The sequence below is a fragment of the Paenibacillus sp. BIHB 4019 genome, from assembly GCF_002741035.1.
Classification (GTDB): domain Bacteria; phylum Bacillota; class Bacilli; order Paenibacillales; family Paenibacillaceae; genus Pristimantibacillus.
In genome coordinates this window covers 4,573,054-4,591,128 of sequence record NZ_CP016808.1, presented here as the reverse complement: position 1 = coordinate 4,591,128, position 18,075 = coordinate 4,573,054, and the positions used below count along the sequence as shown (strand labels likewise).

The window sequence follows — 18,075 nt, the reverse complement described above, 5'->3', positions numbered from 1 at the left end:
GAAGGGCAAGCAAAAGGCGGCCAAACGATAAAAATCGCCTGCCGCCTGCCATGCTAGCTGAAGTAGCTCTATAATGAAAAAATTTTATTTTGTGCTGCTATGCTAGCTTAGTCCTTCAAGAATCCGATCCTGAATGATCGAGTCATCCTCAACAATCGTTGCTCCGGCCTTCATAATATAAATAATGCCTCCAAAAAAACAAGCCGTAAGAATCAAAAAACACAACATCGCTCACACCCCCTTGAACTATTTCCTCTACCCTTATTATAGGAGAGTATTGGGGGCAGTGGCGCAGGAGAATTTAACAGGATGGTGAACATCTGCTTCTGTCTGCACATGAATTTGTACAAACCAAAATAAGCTTTGAATTTTATCCATTGTACAACTGGCCTCCATCTATTATGCTAATCGACGATAATGATTATCAATATCCTTAAGACAACGCAGGAGGAGAATCACAATGAAACAAGCAGGACGCATTATTTCTTTACTTACTACTGTCGCATTAATGGGGGCATTATTGTTGGCATGCGGAAGCAACACGGAGCAGTCGGCTGCTGAGCAGGCAAGCACCGCTCCTACTACAGAAGCGAGCAGCTCACCAGCTGCCGAAAGCCCAGCGGCTTCAGCAGAAGCTGAAACGGGAACGCGCATTTTCAAAGACTGGACAGGCCATGATGTTGAGGTTCCGGTTACGCCTCAGCGCGTCATTTACCATGGCGAGACGACAGGCGATTTGCTTGCGCTTGGCGTTACACCTATCGGGGTGATGAAAAACACAGAAGGGTCCGTCTACGAGGAGCAAATTAAAGATGCGGAAGATGTTGGCTTTCCTATCAGCGTCGAAAAGTCATTGTCGCTTTCTCCTGACTTGATCATTTTCGGCAATTCGGATGACGCCCAATACGAGGCGCTTGCCAAAGTCGCACCAACTATTACCTTTGATACGTTTGCTCCGCTTGAGGACCGCATGCGCATTTTGGGCGATCTGCTTAATAAGAAGCAGGAAGCCGAGGATTGGATTGCCCAATATACAGCGAAAACAAAAGAAATGTGGGCTATGCTGCACGAGAACGGCTTGAAAGAAGGAGAAACGGCTTCCGTCTTCACGATGTATCCAGGCAACCGCCTGTTCATAATGGCCAATGCTGGACTTCCACAAGCGGTTTACAACGAGGACGGCTTCAAGCCTACTCCGTTAATCCAGGAAATTATTGACGCTGGCGAAGGCTTCCGGGAAATCTCTTCGGAAATTTTGCCTGAAGCTGCAGGCGATCGAATTTTCATTTTGAACCCTGTACCTGAAGATGCCAAGAAAGATACGGAAGAGCTGCTGAAAAGCACAATTTGGAAAAACCTCCCTGCTGTAAAAGAAGGAAAAGTATACTACTTTGACATTCAGAAAGCTTCCAGCGACGCAACTTCCCGCGAATGGCTCATTGACGCGCTGCCAGCAGAAATTTTGAAAAAATAACGTTTAACGCGCAAGCTTCGTTACAAATAACAAACGATACAGGTCGAGTTACAGGGCATGATTTAACCCTGGCTCGGCCTGTTTTCTTTTTCGTCCATTCGCTTCCCGTCCATTCTATGGCATAATGAAAGGAAACCATGCAATCCTATTGCTAATGAACTTAAAAGTAAGGAGTCCCGCTCGCATGAATGCCCATGAAACCCCGTCCGTTCCGCTTCACCACCTTATGCTTAAGCTTGTCAGCATGAAACGGTTAACGAAGCCTGCGGACATTACTTTCGCCGAGCAAACCGTCGAGAGCCATACGCTGCTCATCATTGTCGACAGTGAAGGCACCCTTTATTTGAACAATCGCTATGTCCGGTTTGAAGCGTTCAGCGCATTCCAATTAGCCCCCGGGGATTGCTACCAATTTGATGGCCAGATGAATGAAACGATGGACTACTATTGCCTCGTTTATTCGGTCGTTCGCCTCGACTATGTTCAGCCATCGTATTATCAGCAATCGCTGTTTCCTGGCAAGCACGAGCTGCGCCTATACCCGCTAGCTCCATACGCCAAGCTGCTGGAGGCGATACAAGCAGATGGAAAAACGCTGCAAGGCATCGAAGCATATAAGCAAAATCTAGCTTTCCAAAAGCTGATGGGCATGCTGCTGGAGCAGCATCTTCCGGCAACCCAAGGTGGCCGCCAGCTCTATTCGGTAGAAGATACCGTGCACTATATTCAGCTTCATTATAAAAGCCCGCTTACGGTCAAGCAGCTTGCAGCGCTGACGAACATGCCCCAGTGGCAATATAGTTCCTTGTTTAAGGCGCTCACTGGCAAAAAGCCGCTTGATTATTTAGTATCGCTGCGCATTGACCATGCCAAGGAATGGCTCTCGAACTCCCATGCCTCGCTGCGTGAAATTGCCGAATGGTGCGGCTTCGCCGACGAATATTATTTCAGCCGCCGCTTCCGGCAAATGACCGGCAGTTCGCCAAGGCAGTATGCCCTTTCCATGCGGCAGCGCGTTCAGGTCAAAGACTGGATGGGACATCAAGTTGTCATTCCGGCAGAACCGCAGCGCATCCTGTATTATGGCGAGACACTGGGTGACCTGCATGTACTCGGATTTCAAACGGTAGGGGGAGAGGATGATTCCGTTTTTCCGGTGTTCAATCAAGAACGGGCAGCGGAGCAGGAGCCTGATTTGATTATTTTAGCGAGCGGAGACGAGCAGATTTATGAACAAGCGGCGGAGATTGCCCCGACGCTTGCCTTTAACTCTTGGGGAACGCTCGAGGAGCGTATTCTTATGCTTGGCGACTGGCTAGGCAAGAAACAGGAGGCATTGCGCTGGCTTGCTAGACATGAACGGCGGACAGAACAGATGTGGCAGCAGCTAGGCAGCCATATAAGGGAAGGCGAGACCGCTTCCGTATTCATTTTTGATCGGGGAAACCGGCTGTTTATTATGGCTGGCAGCGGGCTGGCATCCACTCTCTATCATCCGCTTGGCTTTGCCCCAATCAGCGAAATGAAAATGCTCATTGCCGCTCAGCGGGCTTATAAGGAAATTACAGTCGGTTCCCTGCCCCAATATGCCGGAGATCGCCTGTTTATGATCGTGCCCGACACAGAGGATTCTCGGCAAGCGATGGAATCGCTTTTAAACAGCCCGCTCTGGAAGCAGCTTCCTGCTGTGCAAAAGGGCCACGCTTACGTAGTCGATACTAGCTGGAACTACGGCGATGCGGAAACAGCAAACAAGCTGCTTGGCACGCTGCCTAAGCTATTGCAAAAACCGTCCTGAAGCCGCAGCTTCGGGACGGTTTTTTAGTTAGATTTTAAGTTAGATTTTAAGTTCGTTTTTCATCTAGCCTTTCACTGCGCGGTTTTCCACCAAATGGAGGAAGGAAGCCGGCCAGCCCCGACGGCTACCGGTTCGCCAATGATAGGCGTTGCAACTTGCACATTCAGCTGCTTGGCCGCTTGCGTCACGCGCTCTACTGGATCATTCCAGTCGTGGAAGCTGAGTGTAAAAGCTCCCCAATGGATCGGAAGCAGCGTTTTTCCTTTTACATCGACATGGGCCTGCACCGTTTCCTCCGGCATCATATGAATGGACGCCCAGCGCGGATCATATTGTCCGCATTCCATAAGGGTCAGGTCAAACGGACCGTATTTCTCGCCAATTTCTTTGAAGTGCGCGCCATAACCGCTGTCGCCGCTAAAATAAATGTTAGCTGCGCGTCCTGTAATCACCCACGAGCACCACAACGTCGAATCCCGGTTGTTGAGATTTCGTCCTGAAAAATGCTGCGCTGGAGCAGCCGCAAACCGGATGCCTTCAAATTCCAGCTCTTCCCACCAGTCGTGCTCGGTTATAATCGATTTCTCCACTCCCCACCGCTCCAAATGGCTGCCTACGCCGAGCGGAACGATAAAGCGGCGAACTTTGTTTTTAAGCTTAACAATCGAATCATAGTCCAAATGATCATAATGATCATGGGATAATACAACAGCGTCAATTTGCGGCAGCTCGGCAATTTCAAACGGCAATTTGCCGCTATAACGTTTGTTTCCGAAAAAAGGGAACGGCGTCGGCGCTTGGCCAAACATCGGATCGAGTAATAGATGCTTTCCATCCAGCTCCAGCAGCATAGCGGAATGTCCAAACCAAGTGACTCGCGCTTGCTCGCCCTTATCATCCCCGCCAAATTGCAGCTGATGAAGCGGCAGCTTCGCCTGCGGCTTGCGATTTGGGTTTGTTTTCATATAATCGCGCAGCATGGAAAATAGGTTGCTTGCACTGTTGTCCATAGCCGTCGCACTCAAATTTTTAAATTTGCCGTCCTCGTAATGGGGCAAACGTGAGAATCCAGCAACCTGCTCCTTCGTTAACACGCCTCCAAGCGCAGGATAGAACTTTAAAACAAGCATTACCGCAAGCAGCAGTACAGCAAGCACAATAATAGCAGTCAGCATGGCGATTACTCCTTTAAATTATAGTTAATAAAAAATAAATTTCATATAAACGAACGATCATTTATTTAAGTAAACCTATCGATAACTTGAATCGAGCTCCTTCGCTAATAATAAATGATCATTCAGTTATTGTCAATATAGGTGCAGGTCCTCCTGCTAGCTATTCTTCTAAAAGATTGTAACATTTTTCACAGCTTCTCTGCGCCTAATGGATTATAATAGAAGCGAGCCCGGAAGAATAAGGAGGAAGCCCATATGTCTATCCAACATACCGTACATTTCAAAATCATTCGTCCCCATGAAACGAAGACGCTGCACGGGTTGATTTTTCTGGAAGAGAACCAGCACCCCACTGTAGAAGATTATGCCAAATGCCTTAAATTGTGCGGCCACGATGTGGTCATCCACGATGCCGATAAGTTTATTTTCAAAGCAGAATCTGACGGCCAATCCTATTTAATTGATGTTCTAGAGGATTTCGAGAAGCGCGTGCGCGATCTTGATGCTGAAAACCTCAGCAGAAGCTTCCAGAAGCCAAACCCTAGCTTTTAATCCAGTCCCCCTTCTTATAGTAAAAAAAACGCCAAGCTCCAGTCCTTCGCAGGTCTGATGCTTGGCGTTTTGCTTATCATTTTGCTTCCTATCTAACCGGGCGGCGTTCGCTCGCTTGCGGAAAGTAGCCAATCGACGTTGCATACGCCAGCATATTTCCGATGAGCTGCTCATTAGGCGCTGCGCATGTAATGCCAGAATGCTGCAAAGCAGCGCTTGTCCGCTCGCAGCTGTAGCGATAGGCAGAGTCCTTTGCTCCATCGCCCTCCAATTGCGCGATCGCAAGCTGCACGCCCTCCTGATTTTTCAGGATGGCTTTGTCAAGCAGCCACTTCGTATAAGCGGCTGGGCTTGACGTCTCAATAGCGTAGCCATTGCTGCGCAGCATGTCCATCAACGTTCCGTAAGGCAGTGGCTCCGGGTTGCAAATATGGTAGACGCCTCCGGCTGTATCCGGCTGCAGCGCCAGACTGACAATCGACTGACCCGCATAATCAATGGGCGTAATATCGATGTCCCAAGTAACCTCTGGCGCTTGTCCAAGCAGCAGCATCGATTTGAGCATACGGTAAAACGCATTGCTGTCAATGTTGCGCTGGAAGCTTCCGCTTACCGAGTGGCAGGACAAATTGCCTGCCCGGTAAATGCTGACGGGAACTCCTTGCTCAGCAGCAGCGTACAGCAGCTTCTCTGCTTCCATCTTGCTGTTCGTATACAAGCTCTCGACACGCAGCTCAGGCGACAGTTCTCCAGCGGCTACCACTGCTTCCCATTGCCCGCTTAAAGCCAAGTCCTCTGGAATGCCAAGCGTAGAAATATGGTGGAAGCGAACCGTCTGGCGGCTAGCGGCGGCTAGCTCCAGCAAATACGCCGTCCCGTTCACATTCGTACGGGCAAACTGCCCTTCTTCGCCAAAGTGCCGCACATCCGCTGCACTGTGCATAATCGCATCCAGGCTGCTTATTAACAGCTGATACTGCGGCTCCTCAAGCCCAAGCCGCGGCATTTCCAAATTGCCTTCTACCGCTACAACGCGCCCTTCCATTAATGGGATAGCCGCATCTCCAAAATAATAAGCAAGATGGCTCCGCAGTCTCGCTTCACCCGGCTCTGTTCCTGGCCGTACGAGGCAATAAATGGTCGCGTCGCTTTGCATCAGCAATTCGTAGAGCAAATAGCCGCCTAGATATCCGGTAGCTCCAGTTAACAGCACGGCCTTCGGCTGCTGCTCAAAGCTGACAGATGGTTCAGGCTTATAGCGCATAGCTGGCAGCTCTTCCAGTGGCAAAGCAGGCCCATCATGGCGGGCCGTCTCCTGCTGCTCTGGCGCTTCGGCAGCAAGCTGCTCGATGCGAGCGGCAATCGCTTCGATCGTTTTATATTGAAATAAATCATTAATTTTCAATTCCGGGTAATATGGTTTGAGACTGGCTAAAATATGAATAATTCCGAGCGAGTCGCCGCCAATCGTAAAGAAATCATCATGAATGCCGATATGAACGAGGCTGAGTGCCTCAGCCCATGCGCCCGCAATCATTCGTTGGATGCCATTTTGAGGGGCGACGTAGTCAACGCTGATCTGCTCCTCTTGGTAGGAATAGCTGTGCAGCTTTTTCCGGTCGATTTTTCCGGTTGGCGAAATCGGCATTTCGTCCAGTTGGACGATCCATTTCGGTACAAAATAAGAGGGCAGCTTATCGCCCAGCTCTTGCTTAATGGTAACGGTAGTGAGCGGTTTACCGTCCTTTGAAGTAAAGAAGCCGACGAGCATATTTTGCTCCTGTGCATCTTTTTTGCAGATGACTGCTACGTTTTGCACATTGGCGATTTTCGAAAAGCTGTCTTCGATTTCCCCAATCTCAATGCGATGTCCGCGAATTTTTATTTGCGAATCCCGGCGTCCCACATATTCAATTGTGCCGTCCGGCAGCAGCTTCGCAATATCGCCTGACTTATAAATTTGACCGTCGCCAAATGGATTGGCAACAAACGCATCCGCCGTTTTCTCCGGCTGGTTTAAATACCCTTTCGCCAGGCCAATCGTCTCAATCAGCACTTCGCCGTGCACATGCACAGGGCATAGCTGGTTCAGCTCGTTGACGATATACACTTTGTAGTTTTGAATCGGCTTGCCGATTGGCACGTTGGTCAAATCATCGGAAATATAGCCGCTGATTTTATGCGTTGTTGTGCACACGGTGCACTCCGTAGGCCCGTACACATTAACAATCGCAATACTGTCCTTGAACTTGCGCTGGAACGCCCGAACCTGCTCGCCATAAAGCGCCTCTCCTGCTACAGTAATCAGCTTTACGCCTGCAAGCTTTTTGTAACCCTCATCCGACAAATAGGCCGATAGCTGGTTAAAAAAGACGGTCGGCAAAATCGTAATAATCGTCGTTTTCGTCCGTTCGATCGCTGAAGCAAATTCCTCTACGGATACGCGTTCCTCTGGAGACAATAGGTATAAATGCGCACCATAGAACAGCGCTCCAATCGTATCCCATACCGATGCGTCAAAGCTGTAGGTGGCGAACTGCGTCAGTATATCCTCATGTCCAATTTCGCAATCCAGCCGCACCGTGTCGCCGAGATTGACGACTCCTTCATGCGCAATGAGAGCACCCTTCGGCCTTCCCGTAGAACCGGACGTATAAATAATATAGGCCAAATCATCCGGTGCTACCTGAGCATTCGGGTTCGAAGCCTCTACCCTGTCATAATCGATATGCTCCACTACGATAATTTCCTTCAACTGCTCAAGCCCTTCGGACTGATGCTTTGCCTGCTCTTCGTATTTCGCTTTGGTTAATACAAACACAGACCGGGTATCTTGCAAAATGTAGCGGTTGCGCTCCTCTGGGTGCTCGGGATCGAGCGGCACATAAGCGGCTCCCGCCTTCAAAATGCCAAGCAGGCTGACAATGAGCTCCAAGCTCCGCTCCATGTAAATGGTGACGAAATCGCCCTTGCTCACGCCTTTGCTGATCAACAGGTTCGCCATTTGGTTCGCCTGCTCATTAAGCTCGCGGTATGTAAGCTCCCCGTGAATAGATGATACTGCCGTTCTCTCTCCGTGCTGCGCCGCAGCAAGCTCAATCATGCCATGAATCGTCTGCTGGCGATCATAAGCGCCAGCTGTCGCATTCATTTTCTCATAGACGAGCCGATCCTCGGCGGTTAATAGATCAATGGCTGCCACATGCGCGGCCGGATCTGTTAAAGCTGCTGTGAACAGCGTCTGATAATAAGCGGCATAGCGGTCGACGGTCGTTTTCTCCAGCAACGATCGATCATATTGAATGCTGAACTGCCACTTTCCATGGAGTTTCAGAAGTTGAAGGCTGATAATTTCCGAAGTAGGCTGTACCGTGTTTCGATGCGAGAAGCGAGTGTCGTAATGGGCTTGTTCCGAGGTTGATCCATCATTTACAGCTTGCACTAACGAGGCCTTTAGGCTGCCAAATGTATGCGTTTCTTCGATCTGGACTAACCATGGCTTATCCTTGCCCTGGGCATCCTGCACACCGATGAGCAGCTGCTTCTCGCTTGAAAGTCGATACAAGAGCGCTGCATATGCCGCAGCGGACTCTGCTTCTAAATCCTTTTCTTTTCTCGTTTCTATCAGTTGGCTTACCTGTTCGCCCAGCGCATATTCTTCCGTTGCATAAGAATACGTGCGGTTATGACGCGAAAAATCTAGTGGGATTAATAAGACAAATTCGCTAGAAGCAATCTGGTTAGTGGTAGTGTGTTTATTTTCCGTCATAATTGTAAAACCTCCTGTGGGGGATTTCCCCCGCAGCTGCCAAGCAGCCACAGGGCTCCCTTTATGATAGTTATACCGGGATTAAGAAGTACGGACTTGGAAATGGTTGATGAGCTCCTGCAGCTCTTCCGACATTTGCGTCAATTGTGTCGATGATTCCACAATGGCATTCATCGATTCTTTTTGCTCGGCGATGGATTTGGAAATTTTCGCACTGTTTGCTGCTGTAATTCCTGCGGAAGCCGAAAGATTTTCAGCCGTAGCCGTCAATTCTTCCGTACCTGCCGAAATTTGCTCTGTGGAGCTCGATACTTCTTGAATTTGCAGCGTTACACTGCGGGTAGCGGACAAAATATCGTCCAGCAGCGAACCCGTCTCGCTGGAAATTTGCAAGCCCGTACGAACTTGGCCTGTTCCCAGATTCAGTGCATGGACAGCTGTCGTAATTTCCTGCTGGATTTCTTTAATCAATCCGGAAATTTGCGTTGCCGAGCTATTGGACTGCTCAGCCAGTTTGCGAACCTCGCCTGCTACGACTGCAAAACCTTTGCCATGTTCGCCGACTCTTGCCGCTTCAATCGCTGCATTTAGCGCCAGAAGATTGGTCTGCGTCGCAACGCCCATAATGAGCGAAACGATATTTTCAATTTCCTGTGAACGGCTGGCAAGGGATTGAATGGCACTGGAGGATTCGACCACAAACTTTTCAATCTGCTCCATCTGCTCAACAACCTGTCCTACGACTTTATTGCCTTCCTTCGATTTGTGCTCCATATCGCCAGCTTCTTCTGCAACGCTTGACGAGCTGTGAGCAATGTTCTGAATAACGGTCGACATTTCGTTCATCGCTTTGGCAGCCTCCCCGGAGGACAACTCCTGATTGGCAATTTCGATGTTGATTTCCCGCATGTTTTCGGTAATTTCCTCTACCGTTTTGCTGTTCTTCTCGGAAAATTCATACAAGGATTTAGCCGAATCTGTGACAGCATGCGAAGTTAGACGCACTTTGACCATCATGTCGTTAATTTTGCGAATCATAATGTTGAACTTGTGATTAACGACACCAAGATCGTCGACGCCCGATTTCAGCTCGACATTCAAGTTGCCTGCGCTTACTTCTTCAATGCCTTTAATCAGCTCTTTGATGGGCTTCATGGTCATACGCGAAACGAAGAACTGAAGCAAGAAAATGAGCACAAGGAAAATGAGCATGATCGAAATGCCGCTGATCAGCAGCGTGTGCAGGCCGTTAGGCACCGCGCTCGCATCTACATCCGCCGCGAAGAAAGCGAATACGTTGCCGCCGCTGTCTTTGATGGGATAAAGAATCGTCGTCCAAATGCCGAAATCATCGGTGTAAAAGCTCGTGAATGTAGGCACTCCTGTTATCAGCATCTCCCCTACAGCGGTCGACATCGCTGCTGGCTGCTCATACATCGTGCCAACACCCATGTTTTCAGCGGAGAAGGCTTCTACGAGACTTGTAGGCATAGCAATAATTGACGTTTGATTGCCATTCGTCAACTCCGTTCCGAATACATAAGCCTGTGCAATATTCGGGTTATATTTATGTATCAGATCCAGCGTTGCTTTCAATTCCAATTGAGTAGCGCCTTCGTAGCTTTTCTCAGTAATGGCTTGCTGGATTTTCGCAGGTTCCATTTCCTGTGCCCATTCCTGTGTAATGGCGCTAATTTGTCCACGAAGCTGCTTAATCAAAATATCCTTTTGAATGATGTAACCTGATGCAATTAAGATCGATCCAATTAATACGATGTTAAAGAAGGCAAGCAGCAAATTTTTTGAGAAAAAGGACATTCGTTTTATGAACTGCATTCTGTCAACGCTCCTATGTGTATGATGTAATGCTACTTAAAAAAGGATTGGGACGGTTCGTTCGCGGCTCAGTCGCCTGGCTGTTGCAGTTGGCTGCATTCTATTTGTTTCCCACCCGTGACTGCGACTAAAGTTCTATTACTGAAACTTGCCAAGTTCCCATTCGAACCATAGCCTTATACCGCTTTATTTATCAGATAATTCTAAACATTAACCACTCCTCCTCTCTTTTATCTATATATCTATATATGATCTGCCGAAAGTTTCCCCTCAAACTCGTTCAATACATAATTCAACAGATACTAATAATACTATCGACCTATTCGATACGAATAGTAATAGATTTTGCTAAATTGTTATTTATCTTATGTAAAAATTTATACAACAGCTCCAACGCAAACAAGCGGACGACAGGAAAACCCTGTGTCCGCTTGCTCTCAAACCGAGTATAACAGCCTGCTTCAACTACTATATCACTTGCCTGACCATACCACTGTAATTTCGTAATAGCCCTCTTTGTCCCGGTCAGGAGCACCCGTAATCGTTACGGCTAAATCATCACCCTTTTTGCCTACCATCGTTAATGAATTGCTGTTTACATCCTCTGATGTATCCGTCAGCTCTTTCGTTTGGAAATAAGCTTTGTAGGATACGCCAAGCGAGTCTAATCCATTTTTCGTCTCATAGACGAAGTACACCGATTTTTTGTTGTCGCGATTGTTTTCCACCGTCTCTTTTATTTTCGCATCTTTTGGAATCGGGAAATCTGCCGGCAAATACTTCGGACGCTGGCCCGTATACACATTGCTATCGGTACCGCCGCCTCCGGTAGAGGAGCTGCTGCCGATGGTTACCTTATTGCTTCCTGCATCGTAAGTAACGGGCACATTCAAAGCGTCTGCAATCGAACGAACCGGCAAGTAGGTCGACCCTTTATAAGTAATTGGAGCCTGCTTGGCGCCATTGCCATCAACTAGCGTGTACGCGCTGCCATTAAGCTCGATTTTTAAGCCATTATTCAAATAAGCTTTAATCTGCTCCAAATTGCTTCCTGCATATACGCCTGCCGAGCCGGTAAGCACCATGCCAAGCACCGCTGCGGAAATGACCATTTTTTTGCTTTTCACATCTATCTACCCCTGTCTATTGAAAATAATATTCCCCCAATCCTTACCTCCTCTGGATGCTTTTAAAACCATTTTCTGCAAAAATAGTTCTAAATTCCTTGCCGCTCTTCAGCAGCCATCTTGTTACCTACGACTCAGGAACCAGCAGCAGGGCTGTACTTGCGCGTTTCTTCAAGCAGCCTTACGACTTCCTCCAAATGCTTATCTAGCGTAATCGGATTGTAATTCCCCCATATTGGGTCGACGATATAGGCGCAGCCGCTGCGGACGGCGGGCAAGCTGTTCCATATCGGATGATTCAAAATCGCCCGTCCTTGCTGTTCATCCACCCCGGAAGGGGCAAGCGAAAAAAACACCCGGTCACCAGCGTAAACCGGCAGCTCCTCAAGCCGTATCGGCATCCATTTCAGCTGCTTATTCCGCTCTGTCAATGCTTTCAAACGCCCAGGCAGCTCAAAGCCGATTCCCTCATAGAGCGTGTGCCCAAAATGATGCGTCCCATACATATACAGCGTCTGATCTACATAAACGAACGCCGAAGCCGTCTCGCCCGGGCGGATACAACAGCCTATCCGCTCGCGCGCCAGCGCCGCCTTTTGCAGATAGCCCGCGATCCACTCCTCCGCCTCCTGTTGTCTGCCCAGCAGCTCGCCCATCGCACGCAGCCGTCCATACACATCATCGTTCCAGCTCACATGCGCCATAGGAGCAATTTTCACCAATTGATCGATGAGCGCTGCCTTTATAAAGCTGGGGTACAAAATTAAATCGGGATTGAGCCGCATAATTTGCTCCGCATCAATCGGCTCCTCAATGCCATGAACGCCGCGCAGCGCCTCCTCCTCAAAAACAGGAAACATCGCGCTGTTCACCGCTATCGGGCGAATGCCCAGCGCCAGCAGCTCGCCGATATATTGAATCGAAAATATACGCGGAGCGCGACCGAATTCCTGCATATATTGCGTCGGTGTAAGTCCCGTCGTCTGCTTGAAGCGCCGGCTGAAATAATATTCATCCCCGAAGCCGACCCGCCCGGCAATTTCGCGAACACGGGCCGTTTGGCTCAGCAGCAGCTGCTTTGCCCGCTCGATCCGCAGTGCAGTCAAATAAGCAGTTGGCGTGCTGCCCGTTAATGCTTTGAACTTTTCCCCATATTGCCAGCGGCTCATGTTCACTTCCTGTGCCAGACGTCCAATCGAAATTTCCTCTTTGTACGAATGCTGCATAAAAGAAATTGTCCGCTCCACTGCCCCTCTGGCATCCGGCTCGTCCTCTTCTTTGTGCTGGCGCTTCAGTACTTCCAGCATGAGCTGCTGAAACTGAATGTGGCGCTGGAGCGCCTCCAGCTTTCCACGGGGCGGCTTGCCGCGAAGCGACAGCAGCATATCTTCCAATAATGCAAACGGCTCAAAAACCATTTCCCCGCCATCCGCAAGCAGCTCCTCATCCTGTGCACCGATCTCGAAAGAGAGCTCGTATAATCGAATCGGCTGAAAAGCTTCGCTTTCGACGCCGATAGCGGTATTGGGCGCCAGCAAAAAGCATTTGCCGTATGCAGCGGGATGGCTCACCCCATTAATCGTAATGGTGCCCTGCCCCTGCGTGACGGCCAGCAGCGTATAGGCGGCCAGCCAGACGAAGGCCCGCCCTTTACCCTGCTCTTCACCTTTATGGCAGTCATAGAGCCGATACTCCAGCCCCGAGAACAAAAGTGCTGGAGGAAGCGCAGCCGCTTGTCCATCATGCTGATATGCCATCATTTACCTCCCGCAAGTGATAACCGTTATCAATATATGCTCCCATTATAAAAGATTCCGGGAGAGGCGTAAACGGCTCATAGCTGCCTGTCCCCGTCCACCCATCTGCAGTCGGAAGAGCTTAAGGATGGTTGTTTTTAAAAACAGGCAAAAAAAGAAGCTTTCCCGCGCCAAAAAAACGCATGAAGGCTTCATAATATTACGATTATGGTTATACTCGTATACGGCTTGCTCTTAGCCGCTTATTGCTTCGCTAGCAGCTCATTCGTCATTTCATCCAGCAGCCAGTCGAGTGTAAGCGGATCGTTGAACGACCAGCGTTTGCCCACGATATAGGCATGGCCATTTTTTACCGCAGGGATGTTTTTCCACACAGGGCCGTTAATTATTTCTTCCGTGCCCTTCTTGGCATCCTCGTTGTCATCCTGCAATATCAGGAATATATGGTCGCCAGCAAAATCCGGCAGCGTCTCTAGCGATATTTCCTTCCACAAGTCCTTGCTGTCCTTGAACAGCTCGGCCACTTTGTTCGGCGCTTTAAATCCTAGCGCATCATACATTGTTGGCCCCAAACGCTGCGGCCCATAAATATACAGCTTGCCGTCTACATGCACAACGAACGCTGAAGCTGTTCCGCCCGCTGCAACAATCGGCTTCAACTGCTCGCGCTTCTCTTCGCTTTTCGCCTCATACTTTTTGATCCACTCTTCAGCTTGCTCCGGCTTGCCGACAATTTCGCTCAAGGAGCGCAGACGGCTGAAAATGTCGCCGCTGTAATCAATGACCACCGTTGGGGCGATTTTGGACAATTCCTCGAACTCTGCCGCATCCAGAAAATTTGGCACGATAATAAGATCAGGCTCCAGCGCCAGCACCTTCTCCAAATTCGTCGATACGCCCTCACCGCTAACATCTTCAATGCCTTGCAGCTTCTCCTCTCCGAGAACCGCTTTGGCATTTAGGAAGTTCGTACCTACCATCGGAAAACCAAGCGCCATCATCTCAGAAGCATAATAATGCGCAACGATTCGCTGCGGATTGCTTGGCAGCTCTACTTCCCTGCCCATAACATCCTTATAGATGCGGGCTGCAGCCTGCTCTTGCGTCGCTGCTGGCTGTGCAGATGCAGACTCAGCTGCTGCGGCGGCGGAGGCAGGCTGCGTCGAGCCCGTTCCCTCCGCTGAATGGCCTGCATTCGAGCCGCAGGCTGCAAGCAGCAGCATGAGCACAGCTGCCGCGCCCACGAAAATCAATCGTTTGGAAACAGAAAATAACGAAACAAACATAAGACCTCTCCCTTTTATATGATAATAATTCTCAATGATAGCTCCTTTATTCTACTCTGCCCTTTTGCTTCCTTCAATGGACTTTTTCGCAGTTTTGCATAGACGAATTTTGTCTACTTAAGGATTTATCATTAAATGATTTAGGAACCATTCACCTGCTGGAATATGTTCAGCAACATACATGCTTTGTGTAATCATATGTGAAAGTATTTTTGTTACGGGGATTATGAAATTTACGTTTACTTGGATAGTGTCGTCCGAATCATTCGGCACTATGGATGTTTTTTAATGTCCGTTAAGATCATTCAGAATATAAGAAAGCCACAATACGGGGAGCTTACTCGCATTGCGGCTTATTACTTGGGGTGTCATGCGTTATAGGTTGAGTAATGTGTTTATTGTTCCCCATAGTTAAGTTGCAGACGATATGAAAAAACTTTCGTTTTAGCTGTCCTACTCTTAATAGTGGCAGTATCTCCCCTAAAAGATGCGACTTATTGCTATTTCATCTTCCCTATCGGGGCGGCGTATTCTACAGTTGCGAGTAAATTTGAAAAAAACGCAAGAAAACGAACATAACAAAAAACAGGTCAATTACGGTGGTATCTGACCATAATCAACCTGTTTAATGTAACGGAATAGCGTTATTTAGGTTATAAAATTAAAGCAATTGATGTGCGTACAACCGAAATGGTGAAATCTTTATACGGGTATTACATGGGTTAACTGTGTTATTGGTTGAATGATGGGTCCATTCGGCACTGGGTATCCCCCTCAAAGAAAAAACTTGAAAGGCATGAAATCAATGCATTACTCTATTCACCCAATAAAAACCACAGTATCTCCTCGTTGAAAAGCAGTAGGAAGCTTAGTTTCAAGAAGAACAATTCTTGATAGTATTTGTTCTTGCACATTACCCTGTAAATTTCTTTGTGCCCAGTCTTTAAGTAAACTAAGTTCATGTATCAAACAAACAGCATCTTCTTTTGTGACATCTATTCCATACCTAATACCCACAATCCACTCTGTATTTATTGACTCAATTGCAGGTATCCAGTATCTTTCAAAGAAATTTTGTGTAGCTATTGGAATACTAAAATGTTGTTCAAATTCGTTTTGTGGTTCGAGAATTATTGCTGAAACAGCCACAATCAACTTCCTCCTTTTCCAAACTCAGCAGTAAAAGTATAATCCGGGAATTCTTTTTTGAGTTTTTCAATAACTTTCTGTACAGCTTCTCTTAACTCCGGTGTATCTGCATTCATTCTAAAATTAAACCTTCTAACATCTTTTATTTCATCAAGTGTAGGTATCTCGACGCTTCCATTTTTCGTCGGTCTAGTATGATCAACCTTTTTAAGATTTAGTATTCTTTCCTTTGTTTTTGCATAAATTTGTTTTTCGGCCCATTTATCAGCGGTTTGGAATGGTTTCCCTGTTTTAGGGCTAATAACCGATAATCCTTCAGCGCTTTTATCTTCATGAAAGACTTTATTCACTAAATCTATTTCATCAAACTCTCCTAAAGGGTTTCCCTGTTTATCAGCTATTTCAACCTCTTTAGAATATGGAACTCTTGGTGGAACTTCACCCGTCCCCTCAGCCTCTCGCTTCAGCCGCTCCATCTCTTCCAAATATCGTTTCTGCACGTCTGTTTTTGGGACTTCAATTGGCGACTTGTCGTTGGGAAAAGCGTCCATGAAATGTATTCCATCAGGGGTCACAAACTGATTGCCAAATCCTAGTCCACGGCCGCTTCCTGCACCATCCGGTTTGACCTCTGGACTTTTCGGAACCGTCGGTTCCATTCCTCCTGGCCCCTTTATCTTAACCGAAAACAATAAGCCGAGCACTCCGATTACATCCTGCACATGCTCCTTGGAATTCGGATTTTCCGGGGCAAATGCTCCCTGTACCATCCCCGTTAGACCCAAGCTCAAATAATCCAAATATGCAGACACCGATTCATTCTTATTCGCCGTCCGATCAACGTGCTCCTTCCAGAATGCTTCGGGCACACTAAGCAAGCCCATCGTCGCGTTGTTAAAAAAATCATAGACCGAGTCATTGCTCTTATTGGAACGTTCTACATGAGCATGATATAAATCCGTTGCCACTTCAGCTATGCTATTTCCGGTTTGCTTGATTGCAGCCCACTCCACTGCCGCTTGGTTTTTCAAAAAGCTCCAGTTCAGTTCAAGTGTCCGCATCGCATCCTGTCCAAACTTCTCCAGCATGCCCTGTTTTTCCTCAACGATGACTTCCTTTGGCGGAGGGTCGTATTTGCTTAATGCCTGCATGCTCTGCAAAATCGTCAGCAGCTGCAGCAGCCCGCTTTTCACTTGCCCCTGCTGTACATCCGAGACTAATCCGCCCGCAGCGGTTCGAATCGTTTGCTGCAGCGCATGAATCTCTTTAAGCTGCACCCTCGCTAGTTCACCCGTCGGTCCCTGCGTTTGCGCCATCATCACCATAAACAAATAACGTGCATTGTCTGGCAGCGGCACCCGCGTTGTCATATCCCCTTCGAGCGCAAACGATGGATCATACTCACACGCCAGCAGCGGCACCTGCTTGAAATAACTCGTCATATTCACGTTGGGGGCAAAATAGATTTCCGCTACGCCTAGCCCTTTCAGCTTCTCCCGGCTGATCTCCGCCTGCTTGTGCATCTCCGCCATTAGCAAATGATTCCCAAACTGCTTGTACACCGCATACGCCGTTTGCGCCTTGGCTATCAGATCCCGCTCGGCAAATATCGCCTCCAGCTTCATTTCCGCATCCAGCTTCTCCGCCGCAGTCGCTCCTTGCAAGCCCGCAACCCGCCGCAGTTCCTTCACCAACGGATCGCTGGACCAGCGGTCTCGGCTAGCCTGCGGCAATATCCGGTCAATCAGATTCGTCACCATCGGACGGAAAGCGACAGGCACGGGCGTGTAGCTGCCACCGCCTGTCGTCCCTACTCGCTTCAACAGGTCAAAACGCTCCAGTCCACTGAGTCCCTTCGCCAGCTGCTTCGCTTCCTGCGCCGCTTCCGCCTGTACCCGCTCGATGCCCTTCAACGCTTTGCTGATCACTTCCGTCATCTGCTCGGCTTCCTGCGTCAAACTCGTCAGTTGCCTTTGGATCTGCTCCAGACTCCCGAGCACTGGCAAGGGGCGATCCCAGCTCGCGATCTTCCCGCTCACGCGCCGCCGAAGCGCATCTGTGTCTGCTCCGATTCGCACAATCTGCTGCTGCAGGCGCTTCACTTCATCGGGTTTAAATACAACCTGCTTACTCGCCACTCTGCTCCTCCTCC

The 18,075-nt window shown here is 48.6% G+C and carries 12 protein-coding genes; 3 read left to right on the top strand and 9 right to left on the bottom strand.

Features of this window, described 5'->3' with window-relative positions; genetic code table 11:
• Positions 1-102 precede the first annotated feature (102 nt).
• Entirely contained in the window at positions 103-228 is a 126-nt protein-coding gene (locus BBD42_RS32585) for a hypothetical protein (RefSeq protein WP_257790756.1), read from the bottom strand.
• 232 nt (positions 229-460) lie between these two features.
• Here BBD42_RS32585 and BBD42_RS19885 point away from each other — a divergent pair, with 232 nt between their 5' ends.
• The gene (locus BBD42_RS19885; RefSeq protein ID WP_099519585.1) at positions 461-1,474 is read left to right on the top strand and encodes an ABC transporter substrate-binding protein; all 1,014 of its coding nucleotides are present in this window, start codon (positions 461-463) and stop codon (positions 1,472-1,474) included.
• Between the two features lie 184 nt (positions 1,475-1,658).
• Positions 1,659-3,272: an ABC transporter substrate-binding protein gene (locus BBD42_RS19880; RefSeq protein WP_172455563.1), complete on the top strand. Its 1,614-nt coding sequence runs from the start codon at positions 1,659-1,661 to the stop codon at positions 3,270-3,272.
• Positions 3,273-3,343: 71 nt separating this feature from the next.
• On the opposite strand, the gene BBD42_RS19875 is transcribed toward BBD42_RS19880, so the two are convergent.
• Positions 3,344-4,447 (bottom strand): MBL fold metallo-hydrolase, encoded by a 1,104-nt coding sequence (locus BBD42_RS19875; protein WP_099519583.1) that lies wholly within the window; start codon positions 4,445-4,447, stop codon positions 3,344-3,346.
• Positions 4,448-4,702: 255 nt separating this feature from the next.
• On the opposite strand from BBD42_RS19875, the gene BBD42_RS19870 reads away from it, so the two are divergent.
• The gene (locus BBD42_RS19870; protein ID WP_056029773.1) at positions 4,703-4,999 is read left to right on the top strand and encodes a hypothetical protein; all 297 of its coding nucleotides are present in this window, start codon (positions 4,703-4,705) and stop codon (positions 4,997-4,999) included.
• Positions 5,000-5,087: 88 nt separating this feature from the next.
• Here BBD42_RS19870 and BBD42_RS19865 read toward each other — a convergent pair whose 3' ends face one another.
• From BBD42_RS19865 to BBD42_RS19835, 7 genes are all read right to left on the bottom strand, one after another.
• Positions 5,088-8,768, bottom strand: a complete 3,681-nt coding sequence (locus BBD42_RS19865; RefSeq protein WP_099519582.1) for a non-ribosomal peptide synthetase family protein — start codon at positions 8,766-8,768, stop codon at positions 5,088-5,090.
• 81 nt (positions 8,769-8,849) lie between these two features.
• Complete coding sequence (locus BBD42_RS19860) at positions 8,850-10,604, bottom strand: methyl-accepting chemotaxis protein (RefSeq protein WP_099519581.1); 1,755 nt, start codon at positions 10,602-10,604, stop codon at positions 8,850-8,852.
• A gap of 473 nt (positions 10,605-11,077) precedes the next feature.
• Positions 11,078-11,731 (bottom strand): stalk domain-containing protein, encoded by a 654-nt coding sequence (locus BBD42_RS19855; protein ID WP_099519580.1) that lies wholly within the window; start codon positions 11,729-11,731, stop codon positions 11,078-11,080.
• Positions 11,732-11,865: 134 nt separating this feature from the next.
• Complete coding sequence (locus tag BBD42_RS19850; protein ID WP_099519579.1) at positions 11,866-13,491, bottom strand: helix-turn-helix domain-containing protein; 1,626 nt, start codon at positions 13,489-13,491, stop codon at positions 11,866-11,868.
• A gap of 239 nt (positions 13,492-13,730) precedes the next feature.
• Complete coding sequence (locus tag BBD42_RS19845; protein ID WP_099519578.1) at positions 13,731-14,774, bottom strand: ABC transporter substrate-binding protein; 1,044 nt, start codon at positions 14,772-14,774, stop codon at positions 13,731-13,733.
• An 819-nt stretch (positions 14,775-15,593) separates the two neighbouring features.
• Positions 15,594-15,923, bottom strand: a complete 330-nt coding sequence (locus BBD42_RS19840) for a hypothetical protein (RefSeq protein ID WP_099519577.1) — start codon at positions 15,921-15,923, stop codon at positions 15,594-15,596.
• Positions 15,924-15,925: 2 nt separating this feature from the next.
• The gene (locus tag BBD42_RS19835) at positions 15,926-18,061 is read right to left on the bottom strand and encodes a hypothetical protein (protein ID WP_099519576.1); all 2,136 of its coding nucleotides are present in this window, start codon (positions 18,059-18,061) and stop codon (positions 15,926-15,928) included.
• Positions 18,062-18,075: the final 14 nt, after the last annotated feature.